The organism is Streptomyces sp. NPDC024555 (assembly GCF_055559335.1).
Genome location: NZ_JBVHKV010000012.1, coordinates 184,326 through 208,071 on the forward strand (window position 1 = coordinate 184,326; position 23,746 = coordinate 208,071).

Below are 23,746 nucleotides of genomic sequence, written 5' to 3' on the forward strand. Positions count from 1 at the left end.
CCCGCGCACCGGCGCGCCACCCCACCGTCCGCCGCCACCGCGCACGCCCGCCCTCGCGGCCACGCGTCCGCGTCCGCCACCTGTCCAGGAGCTGCCTCATGCCGTCCTCCCCCGAAGACACCACGACCCCCCGCGACGCGAACGGTCACGCCGGCGGGTCCGATCCGTCCGGATCGCCTGAATCATTGATACTCCACGCCACTGACAACGGGGTCTCGTGGATCACCCTCAACCGGCCCGAGGCGATGAACGCCGTCACCTGGGACCAGCGCGAACGCATCATCGCGCTGCTGGCCGAGGCCTCCGCCGACCCCGCCGTCCGGGCCGTCGTCCTCACCGCCACCGGGCGCGGCTTCTGCGCCGGGGCGGACCTGCGCGGAGCCCCCTCCACCGGAGCCTCCGCCGGCGGCGACCGGGTCCCCGGCGACGTGGCCCGTACGATCCGGCTGGGCGCGCAGCGGCTGATCGCCGCCGTCCAGGACTGCGAGAAGCCGGTGATCGCCGCGGTCAACGGCACCGCGGCCGGCATCGGCGCCCATCTCGCCCTGGCCTGCGATCTGGTGCTGGCCGCCGAATCGGCACGGTTCATCGAGGTGTTCGTCCGCCGCGGCCTCGTACCGGACGGCGGCGGCGCCTATCTGCTGCCGCGCCTGATCGGTCCGCAGCGCGCCAAGGAGCTGATGTTCTTCGGCGACGCCCTCCCGGCGGCCGACGCCGAACGCCTCGGCCTCGTCAACCGGACCGTCCCCGACGCCGACCTGCACGCCACGGCCCGCGCCTGGGCCCAGCGCCTCGCCGACGGCCCGACCCGCTCCCTCGCCCTCACCAAACAGCTGGTCAACGCCTCCCTCGACACCGACCGCGCCACCGCCTTCGCCGCCGAGGCGATGGCCCAGGAGATCAACATGACCACCCAGGACGCCAACGAGGGCGTGGCGAGCTTCGTGGAGCGGCGGACGCCGAAGTACCGGGGGATGTAGGGCGAAGTACCGGGGGATGCAGCGCGCGGTCAGAGGGGCGTCGGCCCGCCGGTGTCCAGGTCGGGGCCGAAGGGCGCGGGCAACCGCAGAACCGTACCGAAGGGGTGCGGTCCGTCCGCCCTCTCCTCGTCGCCCCCACCCCCGACTTTCGGCAGTGCCGCCACCGCCCGGCGGTGCGTACGGTCGGAGGGTGGACGGAGCGAGGAGCGGTGGGGCGGCGCGGCGGGCGGTCGTGCGGGGGCAGGTGCTGACGGGCGCGGCGGCGGTCTGTGTGGCGCTGAGCGCGGTGAGCGCGTGGTGGGCGGTGCCCGCGGCGGTGCTGGCGTTCCTGGCGGGGCGGGAGCCGGGGCGGACGGGGCCGACGCTGCTGGTGCTGGTCGCGGTGGTGGCGGGCGGGGTGGTGGCGGTGGCGCTGGTGCCGTCGTGGCTGCTGATGGCGGGGCGGTTCGTCGCGGTGGTGGCGGTGGCGGCGATGCTGCCGTGGTGCGCGGGCCGCTTCTGGCGGCAGTACCAGGAGCTGGTGCGGGCGGGCTGGGAGCGGGCGGCGCGGCTGGAGCGCGAGCAGCGGCTCGTCGCCGAGCAGGCGCGGTCGCGCGAACGGGCCCGCATCGCCCAGGACATGCACGATCTGCTGGGGCACGACCTCAGCCTGATCGCCCTGTCGGCGGGCGCCCTCAAGCTCGCCCCGGGGCTGGACGCGTCCCACCGCGAGGCGGCCGGCGAGATCCGTGCCAGGGCGGCGGCCTCGGTGGAACGGCTCGGCGAGGTGATCGGGCTGCTGCGCGAGGAGACCGGCGACGACGCCGAGGACGGTCCGCCCGGCGCGGGCGTCCCCCGCCTGGTCGCGGACGCCTCGGCCGCCGGTCTCCCGGTCGCCCTGCACATCGAGGGCGACCCCGCCGCGCTGCCCGGTCCGGCCGCGCGGGCCGCCCACCGGGTCGTGCAGGAGGCCCTGACGAACGCGGCCAAGCACGCGCCCGGCGCCCCGGTCTCCGTCCGGCTGGCGCACACACCGGGGGCGACGACGGTCCGCGTCGAGAACGGTCCCCCGGCCGCGCACCCGGACCGCGCGGGCGATCCGTACGACGGTCGGCGCGACGCCCCCTTCGACCTCCCCGGCACTGGGCGCGGGCTGATCGGACTGGACGAGCGCGTACGGCTGGCGGGCGGCACGTTCACCCACGGCCCGTACGACGGCGGCTTCGCGGTCACCGCCCGTCTTCCGCACACCACCCCCGCCCGTCCGCCGGCCGCGGCCCCCTCCCCCGGCCGGGACGCCCTGCCGCCGGAGCACCGGCACGCCCGCGGCCGGGTCCGCCGGGCGCTGGCGCTGGCCGTCGTGCTGCCCCTGGCCGTGTGGGCGCTGCTCAGCGCGGCGCTCCTGGGCTGGGACGTCCACTCCGCCCGGCAGTCCGTTCTGGAGCCGGGCGACTACGCGCGGCTGCGGGTGGGTCAGGAGCGCTCCGCCGTCGAACGCCTGCTGCCCGTCCGCGAGACCAGACAGCGGCGGGTGGCCGGTGAGCCGGCGGGGGCGGGTGTGTCGTGCGCGTACTACGCGATGACGGCGGACCGTTTCGACGACCGCTCCGGCGACACGTACCGCCTCTGCTTCCGGGACGGGCGGCTGATGTCCAAGGAGGCGCTGGCCCCGTGATCCCCCGCAGAAGCTCCGAGCGGGCACCGGCCCCCGTGATCCCTGAGGGCGGCTCCGAGGAGCCGTGTCCGCCCGGGATCCCTCATGCCGGCTCCGAGGAAAGGTGTCCGCATGCCGGCTCCGAGGAAAGGTGTCCGCCCGTGATCCGGGTGCTCGTCGCCGACGACGAACCGATGATCCGTGCCGGGGTGCGCTCCGTGCTGTCCACCGATCCGGGGATCGAGGTCGTCGCGGAGGCGGGCGACGGGCGCGAGGCGGTGGACCTCGTGCAGCGGCACCGCCCGGACGTGGCCGTCCTCGACATCCGGATGCCCGGGACGAACGGCATCGAGGCGGCCGCCGAGATCCACCGCACGGTGCCGGGGACGGGGGTCGTGATGCTGACGACGTTCGGCGAGGACGACTACATCCTGCGGGCGCTGTCCGGCGGGGCCGCCGCCTTCCTCATCAAGTCGGGCGAACCCGAGGAGCTGATCGCGGGGGTCCGGGCGGTGGCCGGGGGCGCCGCCTATCTGTCACCGAAGGTCGCGGCCCGGGTCGTCGCCCATCTCTCGGCGACGGGTGCGGGCGCCCTGGCCGGCCGGCGCACCGCCGCCCGCGAACGGGTCCGCGCCCTCACGGCCCGGGAACGCGATGTGCTGGCCCTCCTCGGCGGCGGCCTGTCCAACGGGCAGATCGCCCGCCGCCTCCACCTCGTCGAAGGAACGGTCAAGGCGCACGTCAGCTCGATCCTGGCCCGGCTGGGCGTGGACAACCGGGTCGCGGCGGCCGTCGTCGCCCACGAGGCCGGCGTCGCCGTCCCCGCGCAGCCGCCCGGCGAGCGCTGACACCGCGGACTCGGCACGGGGCAGGAGCGCCAGCAGGGCGGCCGCGGCCACCGCACCGCCGAGCGCCGCTCCGGCCAGCACGTCGTGCGGGTAGTGCGCCCCGGCCACGACCCGCAGCGCGGCGGCGACGACGGCCAGCGGCAGGGTGAGGGCCGCCAGGCGGGGGCGCGTCAGGGCGAGTCCGACGGCCAGTCCGGCGGCGAGGGTGGCGTGGTTGCTCGGGAAGGACCAGTCGCCGGGCGGCGGGCACTCGGCCACCGCCGCCGCCCCGCGCGGCAGGACCCGGCAGGGGCGCTCCTCGTCCACGACGAGCTTCAGGGCCTCGCTGACCGCGTAGGCCAGAACGGTGCCGATACCGGTGAGCACGGCCCCGGCGACGAAGCGGGCGGCGGTACGCCGGGAGGAGCCGGTGGGCGGGACGGTATCGGAGCCGGTACGCCGGGAGGCGCCGGAGCCGGTGGGCGGGGAGGCGACGGTGCGCCGGACGACCTCGGAGCCCGTACGCCGGGAGGCACCGGAACCGGTGCGCGCGTCCCGCCCGTCCGCCGGGGACACGACGCCCATGCCCCGGCGTACGCCCCGTACCCCCAGCCCCCGCACTCCCAGCCCCCGTACCCCCAACCCCCTCACCGCGCTCCAGCACACCCACGCCCACACCAGCCCCAGCATCACCAGCGTCCCGTCGCAGGCCGCCTCCAGCAGGGGGCCGGTCCAGGAGGGGGAGTGGGCGACCGCCTCCGTCACCGAGCGGTACGCGGACGCCGAGGCGCCGTCGGTCACGCGTACCGCGTGTTCCGTGCCCAGGCCGCCGGGGGCGAGGGCCAGGACGGCGGCGGCTCCGGCGCCCAGGACGGCACAGGCGAGCAGGGGCCGGGCGGGCCGGGTGCGGCGTGCGTTCTCTCGTCTCATGGGCGCCGAACCTAGGCGCGCCGGGGACGCGTTCCCCGGGTCGAAGGGCAGGGCCGACCCCTGACGAAGGTCGGGGGCCGGGCGGGGAACCGTGCCCGGCCGGCCGCTCCCCGGGGTTCCGCCGGGCGGGTCCGCCGCCGCCCTTCCCATCTGACGCTCCGTCAGCTCTAATCGAAGCATGATGGGACACGCAGGAATGGCCGCGACCGCCGTCCGCTACCTCCGCTCCGTCGGCGCCCCGACGGCCGCCGGGACCGGGCCGGTGGACGCGATGCCGCGTCCGTCGCTGCGGGCCGTCGGCGAGGACGAGCGGCTGCCGCTCGATCCGGCCGAGTTCCGCCGGGTGCTGGGGCATTTCGCCAGCGGTGTCACCGTCGTCACGGCGTACGACCCGGCCGACCCGGAGGGGCCCGCGGGCTTCGCCTGCCAGTCGTTCGCCTCGCTGTCGCTCGATCCGCCGCTGGTGGCGTTCATGGTCGCCCGTACGTCGACGACCTGGCCGCGCATCGCCCGTGCCGGGGTCTTCTGCGTCAACATCCTGGGCGAGGACCAGGGCGCGCTCTGCCGGGGCTTCGCGGTGAGCGGGGCCGACAAGTTCGCCGGGGTGGCCCACTCGCCCGCCCCCGCGACCGGTTCACCCCGGCTCGACTCCGTACCCGCCTGGATCGACTGCCGCGTCCAGGCCGTCCACACCGGCGGCGACCACCTCATCGTGGTGGGCCGGGTGGAGGCGCTGGGCGCGGCGGACGGGGCGGACGGGACGGGGCCGCTGCTGTTCCACCGGGGGGCGTTCGGCCGCTTCAGCGCGTGAGGCCGTCGGCGGCCGGGACCGGCTCCCCGCTTCCGCCGCGGCGGATCAGCAGCGCCATCAGCGCGGCCGACGCGCACAGCGCGCCGGCGGTGTACCAGACGACGTCGTACGAGCCGAAGTGGTCGCGCGCCACCCCGCCGAGGAAGGCGACGAGCGCCGCGCCGACCTGGTGGGAGGCGAGGACCCAGCCGAAGACGATGGCGCTGTCGTCGCCGTACTGCTCGCGGCACAGGGCGATCGTCGGGGGCACGGTGGCCACCCAGTCCAGGCCGTAGAAGACGATGAAGAAGACCATCGGCGGCTCCACGGACGGCTGGAGCAGCATCGGCAGGAAGAGCAGCGAGATCCCGCGCAGGGAGTAGTAGACCGCCAGCAGCCGGCGGGCGTCGAAGCGGTCGGTGAGCCAGCCGGAGAAGATCGTGCCGATGATGTCGAAGATCCCGATCACGGCGAGGAGCGAGGCGGCGGCGGTGACGGGCATGTGGTGGTCGTGCGCCGAGGGCACGAAGTGGGTGCGGATGAGGCCGTTGGTGGAGGCCCCGCAGATCGCGAACGATCCGGCCAGCAGCCAGAACGGTCCGGTGCGGGCCGCGTCGAACAGCACCCGGAGGGTCCGGCGCGCGGCGCCGCGTTCGGGTGCGGGCTTCTCGGCGTACACGCCGCCGTACGGGGCGAGGCCCACGTCGGCCGGGTGGTCGCGCAGCAGCAGCCAGACGAACGGGACGACGACCAGGGCGGCCATCGCGACGGTCACGGACGCGGGCTGCCAGCCGTGCCGGTCGACGATCCAGGCGCAGAGCGGCAGGAAGACCAGCTGCCCCGACGCACCGGCCGCCGTGAGGATGCCGGTCACCAGGCCGCGCCGGGCGACGAACCAGCGGTTGGTGACCGTCGCCGAGAACGACATGGCCATCGCGCCGGTTCCGAGGCCGACGAGCAGCCCCCAATAGACCATCAGCTGCCAGGCGGCCGTCATCCACACGCTCGCCAGCGCACCGGCGGCGACCGCCGTCAGCGCGGCGACCACGACGCGGCGGATGCCGAAACGGTCCATCAGCGCGGCGGCGAACGGCGCGCTGAGCCCGTACAGCGCCATGTCGATGGAGACGGCCAGGCCGATCTGGCCGCGCGACCAGTGGAACTCCTCGTGGAGCGGGTCGATGAGCAGCCCCGGCAGGGCGTTGAACGCGGCGCCGCCGATGATCGTCAGGAACGCGACGGCGGCGACGAGCCAGGCGCGGTGCACACGGAACCGGGCGGGACGCGGCGCACGCGCCCCGGGCGCCTCGGTGCCCTCGTCACGGGTGGCGGGTTCGATTGTCTGGGTCACGGCACACAGCATCCGGGGCCCACCATCTTCCCCACGAGTGGCCCGAGGGACACGGTTCGCAAGATTCGGGCCAGGGGCCCGGCTCCGGCGGCTTGGCTACGCTGCGCAGATGCACGCGGTGGAGAAGAGCGACCTGACCGGACGGGCACGGCTGCGCGAGGCGGCGCTCGAACTGTTCGCCGAGCGGGGCTTCGAGGCGACGTCGACGCGCGCGGTCGCGGCCGCCGCCGGGCTGTCGCCGGCGCTGGTGACCCGTCACTTCGGGTCGAAGGAGGGGCTGCGCGCGGCCGTCGACGAGCACGTGCTGCTGCGGATCTCCGAGCAGTTGGCCGGGGTGGATCGGGACGCCGACGTGATGGAGTCGCTGGGCCGGGTGTCGGCCGGGCTCTTCGGCGCGGATCCGGTCCTGCGCGGCTATCTGCGGCACGCCCTGACGGAGGGCGGCGAGGCGGGGGCCGCACTGTTCGAACGGCTGCTGAGCGGGGCCCGTACCGAGCTGGCGCGGTTGTCGGCGGCCCACGGCGGGAGGGGCGGCGGGGTGGACGAGGAGTGGGCCCCGTTCCAGATGCTGTGCCTGATCCTCGGCCCGCTCCTGCTGGAGCGGGTGATGCAGCCCGGCCTGGACGAGCCGATGTTCGCGCCGGAGCCGCTGGCGCGGCGCAGCGCGGCCAATCAACACCTGCTCCTGCACGGCTTCTTCGGCTCCGTCACGGGCCCGGCGGCCGCTGCGCCCTCCGGCTGCCCCCAGGGTGGCGACGGGGGGTAGCACCAGTGCGGTGTGTACACCTGTTGAGGATTCTCTTCATATGCACACACTCACATCGGGACCCACCGCCCCCGGCACACGCCCCGCCCTCCGCCTCGCCTGGCTCGACAACCTCCGCATCGCGCTCACCGTGCTGGTCGTCCTGCACCACGCGGCGCAGCCGTACGGCCCCTCGGACTGGTGGTACGTGGAGGGCGGCGGCTCCCGTTCCCCGGCGCTCGCGACGCTCTCGGCCGTCGACGGGGCGTTCTTCATGAGCCTGTTCTTCTTCGTCTCGGCGGTCCTGGTCCCCGCCTCGTACGAACGGCGGGGTGCCCGGCGCTTCGTGACGGGGCGACTCCTCCGGCTCGGCGTCCCGGTGGTGGCGGGCGCGCTGACGATCGTGCCGGGGCTGATGTACGCGTACTACGTCCACTACCGCGACCTCCCGCCGATCACGTTCGGGCGCTACTTCACCGAGGTGTACCTCGGGCTGGGCGACGAACCGGCGGGCTGGACGGGCCCCTCGTGGCCGGACCTCCAGTTCGGGCATCTGTGGTTCATCCAGAACCTGCTGGCCTACAGCCTGTTGTACGCGGTCTGCCGCGCGGTGGCCGTGCGCGTGGGACGCCGCCGCGCCGGTACGCGGACACCGGCGCCCGCCCCCGCCGCGCCGCCCGGCCATCGCGCCCTGCTCGCTCTCACCGCCGCACTCGCGCTGGCCGCCTTCCTGGTCCGTCTGCGGTACCCGCTGGACACCTGGATCCCGTTCCTCGACTTCCTCCAGGTCGAACCCGCCCGGTTCCCGCAGTACGCGGCCTTCTTCGTGCTGGGCGTCCTCGCCCACCGCCACGACTGGCTGAGCCGCTTCGACGCCCGCACCGGATGGCTGTGGCTGACGGGCGGGCTCCTCGCGGTGGCCGTGCTCGCGGCGGTCGGCACCGACGCGCCGGCCTTCGGCGCGGGCGGGGCGAACGGCCCGTCGGCCCTGTGGGCGGCCTACGAGAGCTTCCTCTGCGTGGCGCTGTGCGTGGGGCTGACGACCCTGTTCCGCGAGGCCGCCACCGCGAGCGGCCCCTTCCTGGGGGAACTGGCCCGGGACGGATACGCCGTCTACATCGTCCACGTCCCCCTGGTCGTCGCGGTCCAGTACGCGCTCGTCGGCCGGGGACTCCCCTCGGCGGCCGCCTGGGCCGTCGCCTCCCTCACCGCGCTCCCGGCCGCCTTCCTCCTCGCGGCGGCCCTGCGCCGGCTCCCCCTGCTGCGACGGGTCCTGTGACGGCGGGAACCGGGCGTCCCGGGACCCGCCCGCCGCCAACCGGCGGTCACAGAACCCGCCCGCCGTCAGCCGATCCGCTCCAGGCGCCGGATCGGCCTCGCCGCCAGCAGGACGCCGACCGCCAGCATGTTGATGACGGCACCGGCCAGCAGGACCTCCGAGGTGCCGAGCTGTTCGGCGACGGGGCCGGCGAGCGCGCGGCCGGCGGCGACCATGAGGAGGGAGCCGGCGACGTCGTAGGCGTGGAGGCGGTTGAGGGCCTCCGGCGGGACGTGGGTCTGGACGGTGGTGGACCACATGACGAGCCAGAACGCGAAGGCGGCGCCGGCCACGAGCTGCCCGGCCCCGAGGGCGGCCACCGGGAGGCCGAGCCCCAGCACGACCAGGTTGAGGCAGACGCCGGTGAGGGCGAAGGCGCCGGCCGTCAGGGGGCGGCGCGGGCGCAGCCGGAGCGCGAGGAGGCCGCCGACGACGCTGCCCGCGCCGTTGACGGCCATCAGCACGCCGTAGGTCCCCGAGCCGTGTGCCTCGGTGACCTCGACCGCGGTCAGCGGGAGCATCGGGCCGAGCACGGTGAAGCCGTACACCGTCCAGATCGCGATCACGCCCCACAGCCAGCTGCGGGCCCGGAACTCGCGCCAGCCGTCGACGAGTTCCGCGGTGAACGTGCCGCGCGGCGCCTCGTCCGAGGGAGCGGGCGCCAGGCGCAGCAGAAAGAGGCAGACGCCGGAGACGAGGAAGGTCGCCGCGTTGGCCACGTAGACCGCGCCGGCGCTCGCCAGCCCGACCAGCAGACCGGCGAGGGCCGGGCCCGCCATCGTCATCAGGGCCTCGGAGACCCGCAGCACCGCGTTGCCGCGCTGGACGTCCGACGCCACCCGGGGGGTGGTCGACGCGACGCCCGGCTGGAAGAGCGCCGCGCCCACACCGGCGACCGCGCTGAGCGCGTACACCGCCCACAGGGGCGGGTTGCCGGTGAGGAAGAGGACCGCGAGGACCGAGGCCCCGACGAGCCGCAGCACATCGGCGATGATCATCATCCGGCGCGGGGTGAAACGATCCGCCAGCACACCGCCGAAGAGGACGAACAGCGCCAGCGGGCCCATCCAGGCCGCCAGGGCGTACCCCACGGAGGAGCCGGGCCGTCCGGCGCCCAGCAGCCCGGCGGAGAGGGCCACCGGGATCATGCCGTCCCCGAGCAGCGCCACCGTGCGGGCGATGAAGAACAGCCGGAAGTTGCGGTTCCAGAGACGGTCCGGCTCCACCGGCAGGGGTGGCAGGTCCCCGGACGGGGAGCGGGGCGGGGAGGACGGGGACGGGGACGAGGGGGGCGTCGACGGGGACGGGGCCCGCACCGCGCTCGCGTGGTCCGCGGCGGGAATGTGCGCGGGCTCTGCTGACTTTTCCTTCACACCGATGACATGTATCAGCTTATGGTCTATACCAGCTAGAAGTGAAGGGAGTCCGCTGTGCCGCACCGCGTCGTCGTACTCGCCCTGGACGGGCTTCTCCCCTTCGAACTGGGCATTCCCCAAAGGATCTTCGGCCGTTCGCTCGGCTCGGAGCCCCTGAACCGGGGCCGCAAACTCTATGAAGTCGTGACCTGTTCCGTCCGCCCGCCCGGCCCGGTCCGCACCGACGCCGATTTCTCGATCACCGTCGAGAACGGGCCGGAGGCCCTGGCCACCGCCGACACGGTGGTCATCCCGGCCAGCTACGAGCTGGGCCCGGTCTACACCGAGGGCCGGCTCACCGACGAGCTGGCCGCCGCCTTCGCGTACATCAGACCGGGCACCCGCATGGTGTCCATCTGCACCGGCAGCTATGTGCTGGCCGCGGCCGGGTACCTCGACGGCCGCCCGGCCACCACGCACTGGTCCTCCGCCGACCACTTCCAGTCGCTCTTCCCCCGCGTCCGGGTCGATCCGGACGTCCTGTTCATCGACGACGGGGACGTCCTGACCTCCGCCGGGGTCGCCGCCGGCATCGACCTCTGCCTGCACATGGTCCGCCGCGACCACGGCACCGCCGTCGCCAACGACGTCGCCCGGCGCACGGTCGTACCGCCGCACCGCGACGGCGGCCAGGCGCAGTACATCCAGCGCCCGGTCCCCGATCCGGACCTGGCCACCACGACCTCCGCCCGCGCCTGGGCGCTCGGCCGGCTGGAGCGGCCGATCCTGCTGCGCGACATGGCGCAGCAGGAGTCGATGAGCGTACGGACGTTCACCCGCCGGTTCCGCGAAGAGGTCGGCGTCAGCCCCGTCCAGTGGCTGACCCAGCAGCGCGTGGAGCTGGCCCGGCGGCTGCTGGAGTCCAGCGATCTGTCGATCGACCGGATCGCCCGGGACGCCGGCTTCGGCACGGCCACCTCGCTCCGCCAGCACCTCCAGGCCGCCCTGGGGGTGTCCCCGACCGTCTACCGGCGCACGTTCCGGGCCACGGACCGGCCGACGGTGCGGGGATAGGAACGGTGCGGGCAGCGGGGGCGGGAGCGGTGCGGGCGGCGAAGGTCCGCGCGGGTCAGAACACCAGGACGCCCCGCGCCACCCTCCCGTGGTGCGCGTCGTCCGCCGCCTTGGCGAAGTCCTCCACCGGGTAGGTCTCGGTGACGAGTTCGTCCAGCAGCAGCCGGCCGTCCCGGTAGAGGTCCGCGTAGAGGGCGATGTCGCGCTGCGGGCGCGAGGAGCCGTAGCGGCAGCCCAGGATCGACTTGTCCAGGTACATCGAGGAGACGAGGAAGGACGCCTCGGCGGTGGCCGCCGGGACGCCCAGCAGGACCGCCTGGCCGTGCCGGTCGAGCAGGTCGATCGCGGTGCGGATCAGCTCGGTGCGGCCCACGCACTCGAAGGCGTGGTCCGCGCCGTGCGGCAGGATCTCGCGGACCCCGTCGGCGGAGGTCAGGAAGTGCGTGGCGCCGAACTGCCGGGCCACCGCCTCCTTGTCCGGGTTGGAGTCGACGGCCACGATCGTCAGGGCCCCGGCCAGCCGGGCGCCCTGGATCACGTTGAGCCCGATGCCGCCGGTGCCGATCACGACGACGCTGTCGCCGCGGTCGACCCGGGCCCGGTTGAGTACGGCCCCGACCCCGGTGAGCACCCCGCAGCCGATCAGCGCGGCCGAGGTCAGCGGCAGGTCGTCGGGGATCTTCACGGCCTGGACTGCCTTCACGAGAGTGCGCTCCGCGAAGGCCGAGTTGGACGCGAACTGGTAGAGCGGTGTGCCGCGCCGCGAGAACGGCTGGGCCGGCATGCCGATCGCCTTGCGGCACATCGTCGGCCGCCCCCGGTCGCACTGCGCGCAGGCGCCGCAGCTGGCCAGCGTGGACAGGGACACGTGGTCCCCCGGGGCGACATGGCGTACGCCCGCGCCGACCGCCTCCACGACGCCCGCGCCCTCGTGCCCGAGCACCGCCGGCACGGGGAAGGGGATCGTTCCGTCGATCACCGACAGATCGCTGTGGCACAGACCGGCCGCGGCGATCGCCACCAGCACCTCGCCGGGTCCCGGATCCCGTATCTCCAGATCGTCGACGACCTCGGTCCTTCTGCCGTCGAAGACGACGCCTCTCATTCTCGGCTCCCTCGATAGGCCGAGCCCGCGCCCGGCGATGGGGTGTTCCTCAGGACTCGCGTGCGTCCGTGCCCGCGCATGCGTACGTGCCTACGTGCACGCCGTACGCGTACGGGCACGGCCCACGCGCACGAGCACGCCCTACGCGTTCGGCCGGGCCGCCGCCTTCGCGGCCGCCGCCATCTCCTCCAGCCGCGCCAGCATCGGCATCGGGTCCTGGCCCACCGTCCCGGGCAGGAAGTCCGCGATGCGCTCGGGGGTCCACGCCTCCCCCTCCGCGTAGCCCGCGCGCAGTTCCCTCGGCTGGGCCCAGACCGCGATCTTCGGACCGGCGATGGTGTACACCTGGCCGGTGATCTTCTCGGCGCGCGCCCGGTCGCTGAGGAGGTAGACGACCAGCGCGGCCACGTCCTCCGGCTCGCCGATCTCCTTCAGCTCCATGGGCACGTTGGCGGACATCCGGGTGCGGGCGACGGGCGCGACCGCGTTCGCGGTGACGCCGTACTTGTGCAGGCCGAGCGCGGCGCTGCGGACCAGCGAGATGATGCCGCCCTTGGCCGCGCTGTAGTTGGCCTGGGCGACGCTGCCCTGGTGGTTGCCGCTGGTGAAGCCGATGAGCGTGCCGGCGCCCTCCTGTTTGCGCATGACCGCCGACGCGGCCCGGAAAACGGTGAAGGTGCCCTTGAGGTGGGTGGCGACCACCGGGTCCCACTCCTCCTCGGACATGTTGAACAGCATCCGTTCGCGCAGGATCCCGGCGACGCAGACGACGCCGTCGATGCGGCCGAAGTGCGTCAGCGCGGTGTCCACGACGCGCTGCCCGCCGGCCATCGTGGAGATGTCGTCGGCGACGGCGACCGCCTCGCCGCCGGCCGCCTCGATCTCCTTCACGACGGACTCGGCGATCTCGCTGGTGGGTTCGCCGCCCTCGACGGAGACGCCGTAGTCGTTGACGACGACTTTCGCCCCCTCCGCCGCCGCGGCCAGCGCCACGGCCCGGCCGATGCCGCGCCCGGCCCCGGTCACGGCGACGACCTTGCCTGCCAAGAAGTTCCCCATGCCCGGCCCCTTCCCGCGGTTTCTGACGGACCGTTAGATTTTATGGGTCATCAGGTCCACCGGCACAAGCCCCAGGAGGCGCCATGTCTTTGCCGGCCGAGTTCCACGACCTCGCCAAGCGCGTGAACAACTGGGGCCGTTGGGGGGCCGACGACGAGATCGGCACCCTGAACCTCATCACCGACGAGGTCGTCCGCGAGGCCGCCGCCACCATCCGCTCCGGACTGCGGATCCCCCTCGCCCTGCCGCTCCAGCAGGACGGCGTGCAGAACGGCCTGATCCCGGGACGCGTCAACCCGCTGCACACCATGGTCCAGATCAACCAGGAGCTGTTCGGCCCCGGCACGGTCGCCACCAGCGACGACACCGCCGTCCTGAGCCTCCAGACCGCCACCCACTGGGACGCGCTCACGCACGCCTCGTACGCGGGGAGGATCTACAACGGCCGGCCCGCCGCCACCATCACCGCGCACGGCGGCGCGCAGTTCAGCGGGATCGACAAGGCGCCGCACATCGTCTCGCGCGGCGTCCTGCTCGACGTCGCCCGCGCCCACGGCGTGGACCGGCTGCCGGGGAGCCACGCGGTCACCCCCGAGGACCTGGAGGCCGCCGAGGAACTGGCCGGGGTGCGGGTGCGCTCCGGGGACATCGTGCTCGTACGCACGGGGCAGGTGCAGGTCTATCTGTCGGGGGACAAGAACGCGTACGGCTACCCCTCACCGGGGCTGTCGATCCGGACGCCCGAGTGGTTCCGGGCGCGGGACGCGGCCGCGGTCGCCAACGACACGCTGACCTTCGAGATCTTCCCGCCGGAGATCGACGACCTGTGGCTGGGCGTGCACGCGCTCGACCTGGTGGACATGGGCATGCTCCAGGGCCAGAACTGGAACCTGGAGGGCCTGTCCACCGCCTGCGCGGAGGAGGGGCGCTACGCCTTCCTGCTCTCCGCCATGCCGGAGCCGTTCGTCGGCGCCACGGGCACCCCGGTCGCCCCGGTCGCGATCCTCTGATCGGCGGTGGCCTGCGGGCCCACGACGGGGGTGCCCGCGCCCTGCGTCGCCACCGCGTGCGGGCCGGGCCGCATCTGGACCTGGATCAGCGGGGCCGAGCGGTCGACCTCGCACCAGATGCGCTTGCCCGCACCCTCCGGCTGCCAGCCCCAGCGGTCGGCCAGCCCGTCGACGAGCTCCAGGCCCCGGCCGTTGGTGTCGTCGCCCTCGGCATGGCGCTGGAGCGGCGGGCGGCAGCTGGCGTCGGCCACCTCGACCCGGACGGTCCCGGGGCTGCCCGCGCCCCCCGGTGAACCGAACAGCATGCGCAGCACGGCCGGACAGCCGGTGTGCACGACCGCGTTGGTGACCAGCTCCGAGATCAGCAGGATGAGCGTCTCGGCCAGTGGCTCGTCAGCTCCTATCCCGGACCCGACGAGCCTCGAACGCGCCCATCTGCGAGCCCGTCCGACCTCCGCCGGATCGGGCCCGACCTCCAACTGAACCTGAAGCACCTGCACCGCTCACACCATCCGAACCGGCGGACACATCGCCTCGCGCCTCCTGAGGATCACGGAACGTGATTCCCTTACGAGACAGCATGGTTGACGTACAGTCACCGCAACAAGCGCTTCGGGCATATTCCAGCGCGAAGGAGTACGCGTAGTGCATACTGTGCGACGCGTGTCACGGGGATTCGAACATAGGCGCGCAGCCGCCCCGGGAATCGTTTCCCCGGCTGGCCCGACGCCTCCCTGCGGATCACGAGCAGGGCACCTCTCGCGGACCGGAGTCGCCGTACAGGCCACAACCGGATCGACAGGTTCCAGAACCACTCGCATCCAACGGAGCGTACCCGAGCCGACGGCGACTGCGGCCCGTGACGAATCACGCAAAGGACACAAGCCGGTATCGGCGCTCACCGACTGCACTGAGTCACTGCGCAGAGTGAACCTCATGGGTCCATCGCGTCACATACGTTCACCAGCCACCCACCCGTAACGATTCAGGCCAGATCGGCCGCCAGCAGCTCCTCCGCCTCGGCCGCCGCGAGCCACTCCCCGGACCGCAGCCAGGCCCGTTTGAGCCGCAGATGGACATCGGACTCCCAGGTGAAGCCCATGCCGCCGTGCACCTGGAGACAGTCGCGGGCATTGCCCACCGCCGCCTCGTCGGCCAGCAGCTTGGCCCCGGCCGCCTCCACCGGATCGCCGGTCACGGCCGCCGCGTAGACCGCCGTCCTGGCCGGTCCGGAACGCAGCAGCTGCCCGGCGCAGAGGTGTTTCACCGCCTGGAACGATCCGATGGGCGCGCCGAACTGCTCACGGTCCCGGGCGTGCCGGACCGCCTCCTCCAGGCTCCGCTCCGCGTTGCCGAGCTGTTCGGCCGCCGCCAGCAGCGCGCCCTCGTACCGCAGCCGCTCCCCGCCCTCCAGCACCTCGCCCGCCGCCCCGGACAGCTCCTGCACCCGCCACAGCGGTGTCCCCGGATCGAGTGAACGCACGGGGCGCGCCTCGTCCACCACCCGCCGCAGCCCGGAGCCGGTCACCAGCCGGGTCCGTTCCCCGTCCAGCACGAGCAGGGCGTCGGCCCCCGCCAGATGCGCCACCGGCCGCCCCGGCTCGGCGAGCGCCACCACGGCCTCCCCCTCGGCCGCGCCCTTCACCGCCCCGGCGGCGAGCTGGGTCGCGGCGAGCGGTCCGGGCAGCAGTGCCCGCCCGATCTCTTCGAACAGAAGTACGGATTCGGCGAGGCCCAGTCCGACCCCGCCCGCCGCCTCCGGCAGCCGCAGCGCGAAGAACCCCGCCCCGCCCAGCTCCCGCCACAGCGCCCGGTCCACACCCCCCGCGCCGCCGTCGTGCGCCGCCCGCATCCGGTCGCGGCCGAACCGCCCGGCGAGCAGGTCCCGTATCCCCGCCCGCAGGGCCCGCTGGTCCTCCGAGAGCTGGAAGTCCACCGTCCGCTCACCGCCCCTTCGGCAGGCCGAGGATCCGCTCGGCGACGATGTTCCGCTGGATCTGCGAGGTGCCCGCCGCGATCGTGTACGAGAGCGAGGAGAGCCGGTCCAGCACCCATTCCCGGTCCAGATCGAGGGCGTCGCCCGCGCCGAGCACCTCGGCCGCCGCCTCGTACAGCTCCTGGCGGGCGTGCGAATAGCGCAGCTTGAAGACCGAACCGCCGGTCCCGGGCACCCCGCCGCTCGCCTGCGCCTCGCTGACGTTCCACTGGGTGAGCCGCCACAGCGCCCGGAACTCGGCGTTGAGCCTGCCCAGCCGGCGGCGCAGCACCGCGTCGTCCCAGCGGCCGGTGCGCCGCGCCTCGGCGGCCAGGGTGTCCAGGGTGCGGCGGCAGGCGACGACCTCTCCGACGAACGCGGTGCCGCGTTCGAAGGAGAGCGTGACCATGGTGACCCGCCAGCCGTCGTTCTCCGCGCCGACCCGGTGTGCGACGGGCACCCGCACCTCGTCGAGGAACATCTCCGCGAACTCGGTCGACCCGGCGAGGGTGCGCAGCGGCCGGACGGTGATCCCGGGGCTGTCCATGCGCATGGCCAGCCAGCTGATGCCCCGGTGGCGGGGGGCGCCGGGGTCGGTGCGCACCAGCAGTTCGCACCAGTCGGCGACCTCGGCGTGCGAGGTCCAGATCTTGCTGCCGCTGACCACGTAGTCGTCGCCGTCGCGGACCGCCCGGGTCCGCAGCGAGGCCAGGTCCGAGCCCGCGTCCGGCTCGCTGAAGCCCTGGCACCACATCTCGTCGCCGCGCAGCACCGGCGGCAGCCAGCGGGCGCGCTGCTCCGGGGTGCCCTCGGCGGCGACGGTCGGCCCGGCGTGCAGCAGCCCGACGAAGTTCGCGCCGACGTAGGGCGCCCCGGCGCGTTCGGTCTCCTCCAGGAAGATCAGGTGCTGGGTGGGGGTGGCGCCCCGGCCGCCGGCGTCCTCGGGCCAGTGCAGACCCGCGTAACCGGCGTCGTACAGCAGCCGCTGCCAGCCGGCGTCGTACGCCCGGCGCCCCGGCCAGTCGCCGGGGTCCGGTCGCGGCGGCAGTCCGGGGAGCACCGAGCCCAGCCACTCCCTCAGCCGCACCCGGAACGCTTCCTCCTCCTCCGTGTACGAGAGGTCCATCGCCGCCTACTTGTCGAGGTCCAGGCCGAGCATCCGGATCGCGTTCCCGCGCATCAGTTTGTAGACGGTCTCGTCGTCCAGTCCCTTGACGTGGTCCAGCGCGACCTCCTTGGTGTGCGGGAAGGTCGAGTCCACGTGCGGGTAGTCGGTCTCGAAGGTGGCGTTGTCGCGCCCGACGACGTCGAGCGAGGCGACGCCGTGCTTGTCGCGGAAGAAGCAGCAGAACATCTGCCGGTAGTAGTACGTGGACGGCGGCTCGGGGATCAGATCGCGCACCCCGCCCCAGGCCCGGTGCTCCTCCCAGACGTCGTCCGCGCGCTCCAGGGCGTACGGGATCCAGCCCATCTGGCCCTCGCTGTAGGCGAGCTTGAGCTGCGGGAACTTCACCAGGACGCCGCTGAAGAGGAAGTCCATCATCGAGGCCATCGCGTTGTTGAAGGAGAGCGAGGCCTGGACGGCGGGCGGGGCGTCCGGGGAGGCGGCCGGCATCTGGGAGCTGGAGCCGATGTGCATGTTGACGACCGTGCCGGTCTCCTGGCAGACGGCGAAGAACGGGTCCCAGTAGCCGGAGTGGATCGACGGCAGGCCGAGATAGGTGGGGATCTCCGAGAACGTCACCGCCCGCACCCCGCGCGCCGCGTTCCGCCGGATCTCGGCGACGGCCAGGCCGATGTCCCAGAGCGGGATGATGCAGAGCGGGATCAGCCGTCCGCCGCTGTCCCCGCACCACTCCTCGACCATCCAGTCGTTGTAGGCGCGCACACAGGCGAGTGCGACCTCCTTGTCGTGCGCCTCGGCGAAGGTCTGCCCGCAGAACCGGGGGAAGGTCGGGAAGCAGAGGCTCGCCTCGACATGGTTGAGGTCCATGTCCTTCAGCCGCTCCACGGGGTCCCAGCAGCCGCGCCGCATCTCGGCCCGGGTGATCCCCTCCAGCGTCATGTCGTCCCGGTCGAAGCCGACCGCCGCGATGTTGCGCTTGTACGGGAACTTGAGGTCCTCGTAGATCCACCAGTCGGTCGGCGGACCGTCCGGGTCCATCGTGATGACGTACTTGCCGCCGGTGTACTCCAGCTCGCCGATGCCCGCCGTCAGGGGCTGCGGGCCGCGCTCGCGGTACTTGGCGGGCAGCCAGGTGGAGAAGAGGTGCGGCGGCTCGATCACATGGTCGTCGACGCTGACGATCCGAGGCAGTTCCGTCATGGTGTCCCCTCCGGCGCACATTTCTGATGACCCGTCAGATTGACGTCGCACTCAGGCTAGCCCCGCACCCCTGGACCGACAAGGCGCATCGCTCTACGCTCTCCGCACGATCTGACTACCCGTCAGCTGTGAGGGGTTCGCCGTGAACGAGACCGCACACGCCCTGGGTGCATCGGGCACCTTCTGGGAACTGATCGAACGCCGGGCCGCCCTGACGCCGGACCGGGCCTTCCTGATCCAGGACGACCGCACGCTCACCTTCGGCGGACTGCGCGACCGCGCCGAACGGGTGGCCGCCGGACTGTACGCCCTGGGCGTGCGCCCCGGCACGGTCGTCGCCTGGCAGCTGCCGACCCGGCTGGAGACGGCCCTGCTGTCCTTCGCGCTGGCCCGGATCGGGGCGGTGCAGACGCCCGTCATCCCCTTCTACCGCGACCGCGAGGTCGGCTTCGCGCTCCGCGAGTCGAAGGCGGAGTTCTTCGCCGTGCCGGGGACCTGGCGCGGCTTCGACCACACGGCGATGGCCGCCCGCGTCACCTCGGGCCTCGACCGGCCGCCGCACGTCTTCGAGGCGTACGACACACTTCCGGACGGCGACCCCGCGATCCTGCCGCCACCTCCCGCCGACGGCACGGCGGTGCGCTGGATCTACTGGACCTCCGGCACGACGTCCGACCCCAAGGGCGTCCTGCACACCGACCGCAGCCTCATCGCCGGAGGCGCCTGCCTGGCCCACGCGCTGCACCTGTCCCCGGACGACGTCGGCTCCATGGCCTTCCCCTTCGCCCACGTCGCCGGGCCCGACTACTCCGTGATGCTCCTCCTGTACGGCTTCCCCGCCGTCCTCTTCGAGCACTTCACGATGGCCGACGCGGTGCCGGAGTACCGGCGCCACGGGGTGACGGTGGCCGGCGGCTCCACGGCCTTCTACTCCATGTTCCTGGCCGAGCAGCGCAAGACCCCGGACGTCCCGCTGATCCCCACCCTCCGGCTGCTGGCGGGCGGCGGGGCGCCGAAGCCGCCGGAGATCTACCACGCGGTGGTCCGCGAGATGGGCGTCCAGCTCACCCACGGCTACGGCATGACCGAGGTCCCCATGATCACGATGGGCGCCCCCGACGACACCCCCGAGCACCTGGCCGAGACCGAGGGCCGTCCGCCCTCCGGCATGGAGGTCCGCATCACCGACGAGGACGGCAAGCAGCTGCCGTACGGCACGGACGGCGAGGTCCGGCTGCGGGGCGAGGCGGTCTGCCAGGGCTATCTGGGAGCGCCCTCCCCCTTCGACGAGGACGGCTTCCTGATCACCGGCGACGTCGGACACGTCCTCCCCAGCGGGCACGTCGTGCTCACCGGACGCCTCAAGGACATCATCATCCGCAAGGGCGAGAACATCTCCGCGAAGGAGATAGAGGACCTGCTGGCCCGCCACCCCGCCGTCGGCGACGCGGCGGTCATCGGCCTCCCCGACGCGTCCCGCGGCGAACGCGTCTGCGCGGTCGTGGAGCAGCGGGAGGGGGCGTCCGCGCTCACCCTTCCCGAACTCACCGCCTACCTCCGCGGCGAGGGGCTGTCCGTCCACAAGCTGCCCGAACAACTGGAGGTCGTGGACGCCCTGCCCCGCAACGAGACGCTCCGCAAGGTCCTGAAGTACCGGTTGCGGGAGCGGTTCGGGGGGTGAGCGTGTGCGGGTTCCCCGCAGGGTGCGCCTGATGTTCGTCGTGTGGGGTTCGGGGTTTCACCGGCGGAAAGACGCAAAACCGGCCGGGTGGGGGCGTGCAGGGGTGTCCCCGCAGGAAATGGCGTACGACCCCGGTCCCATACCCACCCAGCCGCACACGCCATTTCTGAGGAGTCACCCCGGAGGGACCCCGCCCCCACCCACCGGACAGAGGCGCACCCCCACCCCAGGGCGCCCGGCGCCTACTCCGGTGCGATCACCGTGAAGTACGCGGCGAAGGCCGTCACCACGTCCGTCTCGGTGACGCGCCCGTCGGCGTCGGTGTCCAGGGCCCCGGCGGCGAGGGCGGCGGTGTCGGCGGGCGCCCCGAGGACCCGCAGGGCCCGTTCGACGGAGGTCACGGCGGCGGCACCGCTGTTGTCCGGGTCCGCGACGGCCAGCGCCGCGCGGAGGAAGGGCCGGGCGATCTCCGCGAAGCGCTCGGGGTTGTCGCGGAGGCGTTTGACCGCGCCGCCCACGAACTCCTCGCGGGTGACCCGCTGGTCCCCGTCCACGTCGGCGATGCCCGCGAGCCCCTGCCAGAACGCCTCGGCCCCGCTGTAGAGCGCCTGGCCCTTGTCGCAGCGGGCCGTGGTGCCGAATTCGGTGAGCAGCCGCGCCGCGGCGGCGTTGAAGTCCGCGCGATCGATGTATCCGTTGCCGTCCTGGTCGAAGGCGGCGAAGCGGAAGGCGATCTTGCGCTCGTACTCTGCGCTGTCCATGCGGGGAGCGTACGACGCCCGCAGGCGTCACGTGTCACTTACGCGCTTCACCGCGGTGACAACCCGGTACCGGTCCGGGTCCCGCGGGCCACGACCAGGCCGTAATCGGGCCGCGGTCAGGCCGAAAGAGGCTGGGATCCGCCGTCGACGGCGGCCTCGCAGTCGGGGTAGACGTCGAACAGCCGGCGGACGCCGAGCGCCGCGAGCACCCGGTTGACGTGCGAGCCCTCCTCCGCGCCCCGGGCGGGCAGGATGAGGCGGAGCCGGCCGCCGCAGGAGCGCATCAGGCGGCGGGAGGCGATGAGGACGCCGACGCCGCTGGAGTCGCAGAAGAAGACCTCGGAGAGGTCGAGCACGACGTCATGGCGTCCGACGGCGACCGCGTCGTGCACGGACTGCCGGACCATGGGTGAGGTCACCAGGTCGAGTTCGCCGCGCATGCGCAGCACGGTCCACCCGCCCTGCTCGGTCGCGGCCACTTTCAGTGTCACGTGACGGGCCTCTCGTTCCGGGGAATCCCATTGATCCGGAAGTTTCCGTTCCCCCTCGCGGCTGCCCCGGCTCACGCTCCATGAAACACGGGGCGCTCCAAGAAGGCCCAGAACCGTTTCGGGCATAAATGATCACTTCCCGTCTGATTCTGTCACCAGGTGGGCCCCATTCCCTACCATCCAGGGCTCCCGCAGGGACGTACTTGCCGTAAAGGGACGTGCCCGGTCAGCCTTGCCGACTACATTCGACGGGACGAGGGGTACCGGGCCGGAGCGCCCGACGGCAACAGGGCTGGGGGTCGCATGGCCAAAAACGCACCACCCCGCTGGGACCGCACGATGCAGCAGCGTCTGGCCCGCGGCGAGGCGGCGGCGCTCGGCGAGCTGTACGACCGGTTCGCCGCCCTCGTCCACAGCCAGGCCAACCGGATGCTCGACGACGAGGACGCAGCGGACCTCGTCACCCGCGAGGTGTTCGGGTACGTGTGGGAGAACCCCGACGCCTACGACCCCAAGCAGGGCTCGATGCGCGCCTGGGTCGCCCGGATCACGCACCGCCAGTCCGTACGGAGGCTGCGCGACGCCGCGGACGACGACGGCTACGGCTCCGACGGGCCGGTCGACGTGGAGGAGCGGGTGCGCCGGGCCACCGCCGCGGCCCGTGCCGACTACATCGTCGCGTCCATGCCCGCCTCGCTGCGGGCCGCCCTGGAGCTGGCGTACATCCAGCGCCGGGACTACCGGCAGACGGCGGCGGATCTCGGCGTCACCGAGGACGAGGCGCGCCGCCGGCTCCGGCTGGGGCTCCAGCTGCTGTCCACCGCCCGCGCCCGGCCGCTGGAGGGCTCCTCGCCCCCGGGATACGGAAGGGCGCTGTGAGCGACGCGACGGACGGGCACGGCGACGGCGGCCGGGAGGGGGCGGGGCGCGACGACGAGGTGCGGGGCGCCCCGCGCATACCGGGCCCCCGGGCCGCCGCCGACGACCTCGACGCCGGACGGCTCGCACGGCCGGTCGTTCCGCCGGAGCGGAGGGAACCTCCCCGGGCCGGAGACGGCGACGGGGACGGGGACGGGACCGGGGACGACGGGGACGACGGGGACGACGACGAGGAATCGGACGCGGAGGAAGGGGAAGAGGGAACGGGCGTGGACGTGTCGGAGCGGGCTCCGAGGGGCGACGGGTCACCGCCGCCTCCGTCTCGTCTGCCGCACCGTGTGCTGAAGGCGCTGCTCGGCGCCTGGGCGCTGGCCGCCTGCTCGGCCGAGGAGACCGAGGCCGTGGAGGCGCACCTCACCGAGTGCGCGCCCTGTGCGGACGAGGCGCTGCGGCTGCGCGACGCGGTCGGCCTGCTGCACACCGACCGCTCCCTGGACCTCGATCCGTCGCTGCGGACCCGGGTGCTGGAGAACTGCCTGAGCCGCAGGCCCGCCAAGATCCCGGTGCCGGAGTGGGCCGCGCCGTTCGACGCGGAGACGGCCCGGCTCGACGCGCTGCTGCGCGACATCGGGGACTCCGAGTGGCACGCGCCGGTGCGTCTGAAGTGGTTCGAGGGCGAGCGCCGGGTGAACCGCAAGACGACGGTGGCCGGCGTCATCGGCCATCTGACCGCGGTCGACGGGCTGGTCAGCGCGGCGCTGGGGCTGGACGATCCGCTCGCCGCGAGCCTCGCACAGGTCCCGGAGGACGGTGGCGGGCCTCCGCCCTCGCCGACCGGGCGGACCGAGGCGTACTGGTCGTCGGCCCGCCGTCCGTTCACCCGGACCGTGCGCGAGCCGTGGCGGGCGCAGAGCCATACGCTCATCCGCACCGTGTCCTTCGCGGGGCGCGGCGCCTCGGACCTCTCCGTGTCCTACGGCGGCTTCGCGCTGCCGCTCCAGGACGCGATGCTGGACCGGGCCTTCGAGTGCTGGCTGCACGCGGGCGACATCGCGGAGGCGGTGGACTATCCGTACGAGGCGCCGGCCGCCGCGCATCTCCACCGGATGATCGACCTGGCGGCGCGGCTGCTTCCGGCCGCGCTGGCCGTGCGCCGCAGGGCGGGGCTCGCCGCTCCGGCCCGGCGGCTGGTGACGGCCGGGTCGCCGGGGCGTTCGCTGCATCTGGAGGTGGAGGGTTCCGGCGGCGGGAACTGGTACATCCCGCTGGACTCCCCCGCCGCCCTCGGCTCCGCCGAGCACACCGTGGCGCAGGTCGCCCTGGACGGGGTGGAGTTCTGCCGGCTGGTGGCGGGGCACGTACCGCCCGTGGAGGCGGCCGCCGGTCAGAGCGGGGACCGCGAGGCGGTCCGGGACGTGCTCTTCGCGGCGGCCTCGCTCAGCCGGCTGTGAACGCA

The 23,746-nt window shown here is 73.6% G+C and carries 21 protein-coding genes and 1 pseudogene; 11 read left to right on the forward strand and 11 right to left on the reverse strand.

The features are described from left to right. Positions 1-98 precede the first annotated feature (98 nt). From ACZ4FH_RS22220 to ACZ4FH_RS22230, 3 genes are all read left to right on the forward strand, one after another. Positions 99-980: an enoyl-CoA hydratase/isomerase family protein gene (locus ACZ4FH_RS22220; protein WP_467306753.1), complete on the forward strand. Its 882-nt coding sequence runs from the start codon at positions 99-101 to the stop codon at positions 978-980. A 190-nt stretch (positions 981-1,170) separates the two neighbouring features. Next, positions 1,171-2,634 (forward strand): sensor histidine kinase, encoded by a 1,464-nt coding sequence (locus tag ACZ4FH_RS22225; RefSeq protein WP_467306755.1) that lies wholly within the window; start codon positions 1,171-1,173, stop codon positions 2,632-2,634. Positions 2,635-2,774: 140 nt separating this feature from the next. Further along, the gene (locus ACZ4FH_RS22230; RefSeq protein WP_467306756.1) at positions 2,775-3,461 is read left to right on the forward strand and encodes a response regulator transcription factor; all 687 of its coding nucleotides are present in this window, start codon (positions 2,775-2,777) and stop codon (positions 3,459-3,461) included. On the opposite strand, the pseudogene ACZ4FH_RS22235 reads toward ACZ4FH_RS22230, so the two are convergent. Continuing rightward, positions 3,438-3,860 (reverse strand): annotated as a pseudogene (locus tag ACZ4FH_RS22235) (phosphatase PAP2 family protein); the annotation flags it as partial. The gene ACZ4FH_RS22230 and the pseudogene ACZ4FH_RS22235 overlap by 24 nt on opposite strands. 706 nt (positions 3,861-4,566) lie before the next feature. Between ACZ4FH_RS22235 and ACZ4FH_RS22240 the strand changes: the two are divergent. Next, positions 4,567-5,181 carry a flavin reductase family protein gene (locus ACZ4FH_RS22240; protein ID WP_467306948.1) on the forward strand — a complete coding sequence of 205 codons (615 nt, stop codon included), beginning with the start codon at positions 4,567-4,569 and terminating at the stop codon, positions 5,179-5,181. On the opposite strand, the gene ACZ4FH_RS22245 is transcribed toward ACZ4FH_RS22240, so the two are convergent. Further along, a complete protein-coding gene (locus ACZ4FH_RS22245; protein WP_467306758.1) occupies positions 5,171-6,523 on the reverse strand; it encodes an MFS transporter in 1,353 nt (450 codons plus the stop codon). The genes ACZ4FH_RS22240 and ACZ4FH_RS22245 overlap by 11 nt on opposite strands. 97 nt (positions 6,524-6,620) lie before the next feature. On the opposite strand from ACZ4FH_RS22245, the gene ACZ4FH_RS22250 reads away from it, so the two are divergent. Then, complete coding sequence (locus tag ACZ4FH_RS22250) at positions 6,621-7,277, forward strand: TetR/AcrR family transcriptional regulator (RefSeq protein WP_467306760.1); 657 nt, start codon at positions 6,621-6,623, stop codon at positions 7,275-7,277. Between the two features lie 40 nt (positions 7,278-7,317). After that, positions 7,318-8,535: an acyltransferase family protein gene (locus tag ACZ4FH_RS22255; protein ID WP_467306762.1), complete on the forward strand. Its 1,218-nt coding sequence runs from the start codon at positions 7,318-7,320 to the stop codon at positions 8,533-8,535. Between the two features lie 65 nt (positions 8,536-8,600). Here ACZ4FH_RS22255 and ACZ4FH_RS22260 read toward each other — a convergent pair whose 3' ends face one another. Then, positions 8,601-9,890 (reverse strand): MFS transporter, encoded by a 1,290-nt coding sequence (locus ACZ4FH_RS22260; protein ID WP_467306950.1) that lies wholly within the window; start codon positions 9,888-9,890, stop codon positions 8,601-8,603. Between the two features lie 114 nt (positions 9,891-10,004). On the opposite strand from ACZ4FH_RS22260, the gene ACZ4FH_RS22265 reads away from it, so the two are divergent. Beyond that, positions 10,005-11,003 carry a GlxA family transcriptional regulator gene (locus ACZ4FH_RS22265; RefSeq protein WP_467306763.1) on the forward strand — a complete coding sequence of 333 codons (999 nt, stop codon included), beginning with the start codon at positions 10,005-10,007 and terminating at the stop codon, positions 11,001-11,003. Between the two features lie 55 nt (positions 11,004-11,058). On the opposite strand, the gene ACZ4FH_RS22270 is transcribed toward ACZ4FH_RS22265, so the two are convergent. Beyond that, positions 11,059-12,108, reverse strand: a complete 1,050-nt coding sequence (locus ACZ4FH_RS22270; protein WP_467306765.1) for a Zn-dependent alcohol dehydrogenase — start codon at positions 12,106-12,108, stop codon at positions 11,059-11,061. A 141-nt stretch (positions 12,109-12,249) separates the two neighbouring features. Further along, positions 12,250-13,167: an SDR family oxidoreductase gene (locus ACZ4FH_RS22275; protein ID WP_383642823.1), complete on the reverse strand. Its 918-nt coding sequence runs from the start codon at positions 13,165-13,167 to the stop codon at positions 12,250-12,252. Positions 13,168-13,250: 83 nt separating this feature from the next. On the opposite strand from ACZ4FH_RS22275, the gene ACZ4FH_RS22280 reads away from it, so the two are divergent. Continuing rightward, positions 13,251-14,177: a cyclase family protein gene (locus ACZ4FH_RS22280; protein WP_467306767.1), complete on the forward strand. Its 927-nt coding sequence runs from the start codon at positions 13,251-13,253 to the stop codon at positions 14,175-14,177. On the opposite strand, the gene ACZ4FH_RS22285 is transcribed toward ACZ4FH_RS22280, so the two are convergent. The 4 genes from ACZ4FH_RS22285 to ACZ4FH_RS22300 all read right to left on the reverse strand — a co-directional run bounded on the left by ACZ4FH_RS22285 (position 14,096) and on the right by ACZ4FH_RS22300 (position 18,478). After that, positions 14,096-14,677 carry an ATP-binding protein gene (locus ACZ4FH_RS22285; RefSeq protein WP_467306768.1) on the reverse strand — a complete coding sequence of 194 codons (582 nt, stop codon included), beginning with the start codon at positions 14,675-14,677 and terminating at the stop codon, positions 14,096-14,098. The genes ACZ4FH_RS22280 and ACZ4FH_RS22285 overlap by 82 nt on opposite strands. Before the next feature lie 485 nt (positions 14,678-15,162). Beyond that, the gene (locus ACZ4FH_RS22290) at positions 15,163-16,113 is read right to left on the reverse strand and encodes an acyl-CoA dehydrogenase family protein (protein WP_467306770.1); all 951 of its coding nucleotides are present in this window, start codon (positions 16,111-16,113) and stop codon (positions 15,163-15,165) included. Positions 16,114-16,120: 7 nt separating this feature from the next. Then, a complete protein-coding gene (locus tag ACZ4FH_RS22295) occupies positions 16,121-17,278 on the reverse strand; it encodes an acyl-CoA dehydrogenase (protein ID WP_467306772.1) in 1,158 nt (385 codons plus the stop codon). A 6-nt stretch (positions 17,279-17,284) separates the two neighbouring features. Further along, a complete protein-coding gene (locus ACZ4FH_RS22300; protein ID WP_383642808.1) occupies positions 17,285-18,478 on the reverse strand; it encodes an amidohydrolase family protein in 1,194 nt (397 codons plus the stop codon). A gap of 142 nt (positions 18,479-18,620) precedes the next feature. Between ACZ4FH_RS22300 and ACZ4FH_RS22305 the strand changes: the two genes are divergently transcribed. Continuing rightward, the gene (locus ACZ4FH_RS22305; RefSeq protein WP_467306775.1) at positions 18,621-20,159 is read left to right on the forward strand and encodes a class I adenylate-forming enzyme family protein; all 1,539 of its coding nucleotides are present in this window, start codon (positions 18,621-18,623) and stop codon (positions 20,157-20,159) included. Positions 20,160-20,401: 242 nt separating this feature from the next. Here ACZ4FH_RS22305 and ACZ4FH_RS22310 read toward each other — a convergent pair whose 3' ends face one another. Beyond that, positions 20,402-20,920 carry an EF-hand domain-containing protein gene (locus ACZ4FH_RS22310; RefSeq protein ID WP_467306777.1) on the reverse strand — a complete coding sequence of 173 codons (519 nt, stop codon included), beginning with the start codon at positions 20,918-20,920 and terminating at the stop codon, positions 20,402-20,404. Positions 20,921-21,036: 116 nt separating this feature from the next. After that, a complete protein-coding gene (locus tag ACZ4FH_RS22315) occupies positions 21,037-21,411 on the reverse strand; it encodes an STAS domain-containing protein (protein ID WP_383642799.1) in 375 nt (124 codons plus the stop codon). 303 nt (positions 21,412-21,714) lie between these two features. Here ACZ4FH_RS22315 and ACZ4FH_RS22320 point away from each other — a divergent pair, with 303 nt between their 5' ends. Beyond that, positions 21,715-22,290: an RNA polymerase sigma factor gene (locus ACZ4FH_RS22320; RefSeq protein ID WP_467306778.1), complete on the forward strand. Its 576-nt coding sequence runs from the start codon at positions 21,715-21,717 to the stop codon at positions 22,288-22,290. Further along, on the forward strand, positions 22,287-23,741 hold the full coding sequence (locus tag ACZ4FH_RS22325; RefSeq protein WP_467306780.1) for a zf-HC2 domain-containing protein: 1,455 nt from the start codon (positions 22,287-22,289) through the stop codon (positions 23,739-23,741). The genes ACZ4FH_RS22320 and ACZ4FH_RS22325 overlap by 4 nt, the downstream gene beginning before the upstream one ends. Positions 23,742-23,746 lie beyond the last annotated feature (5 nt).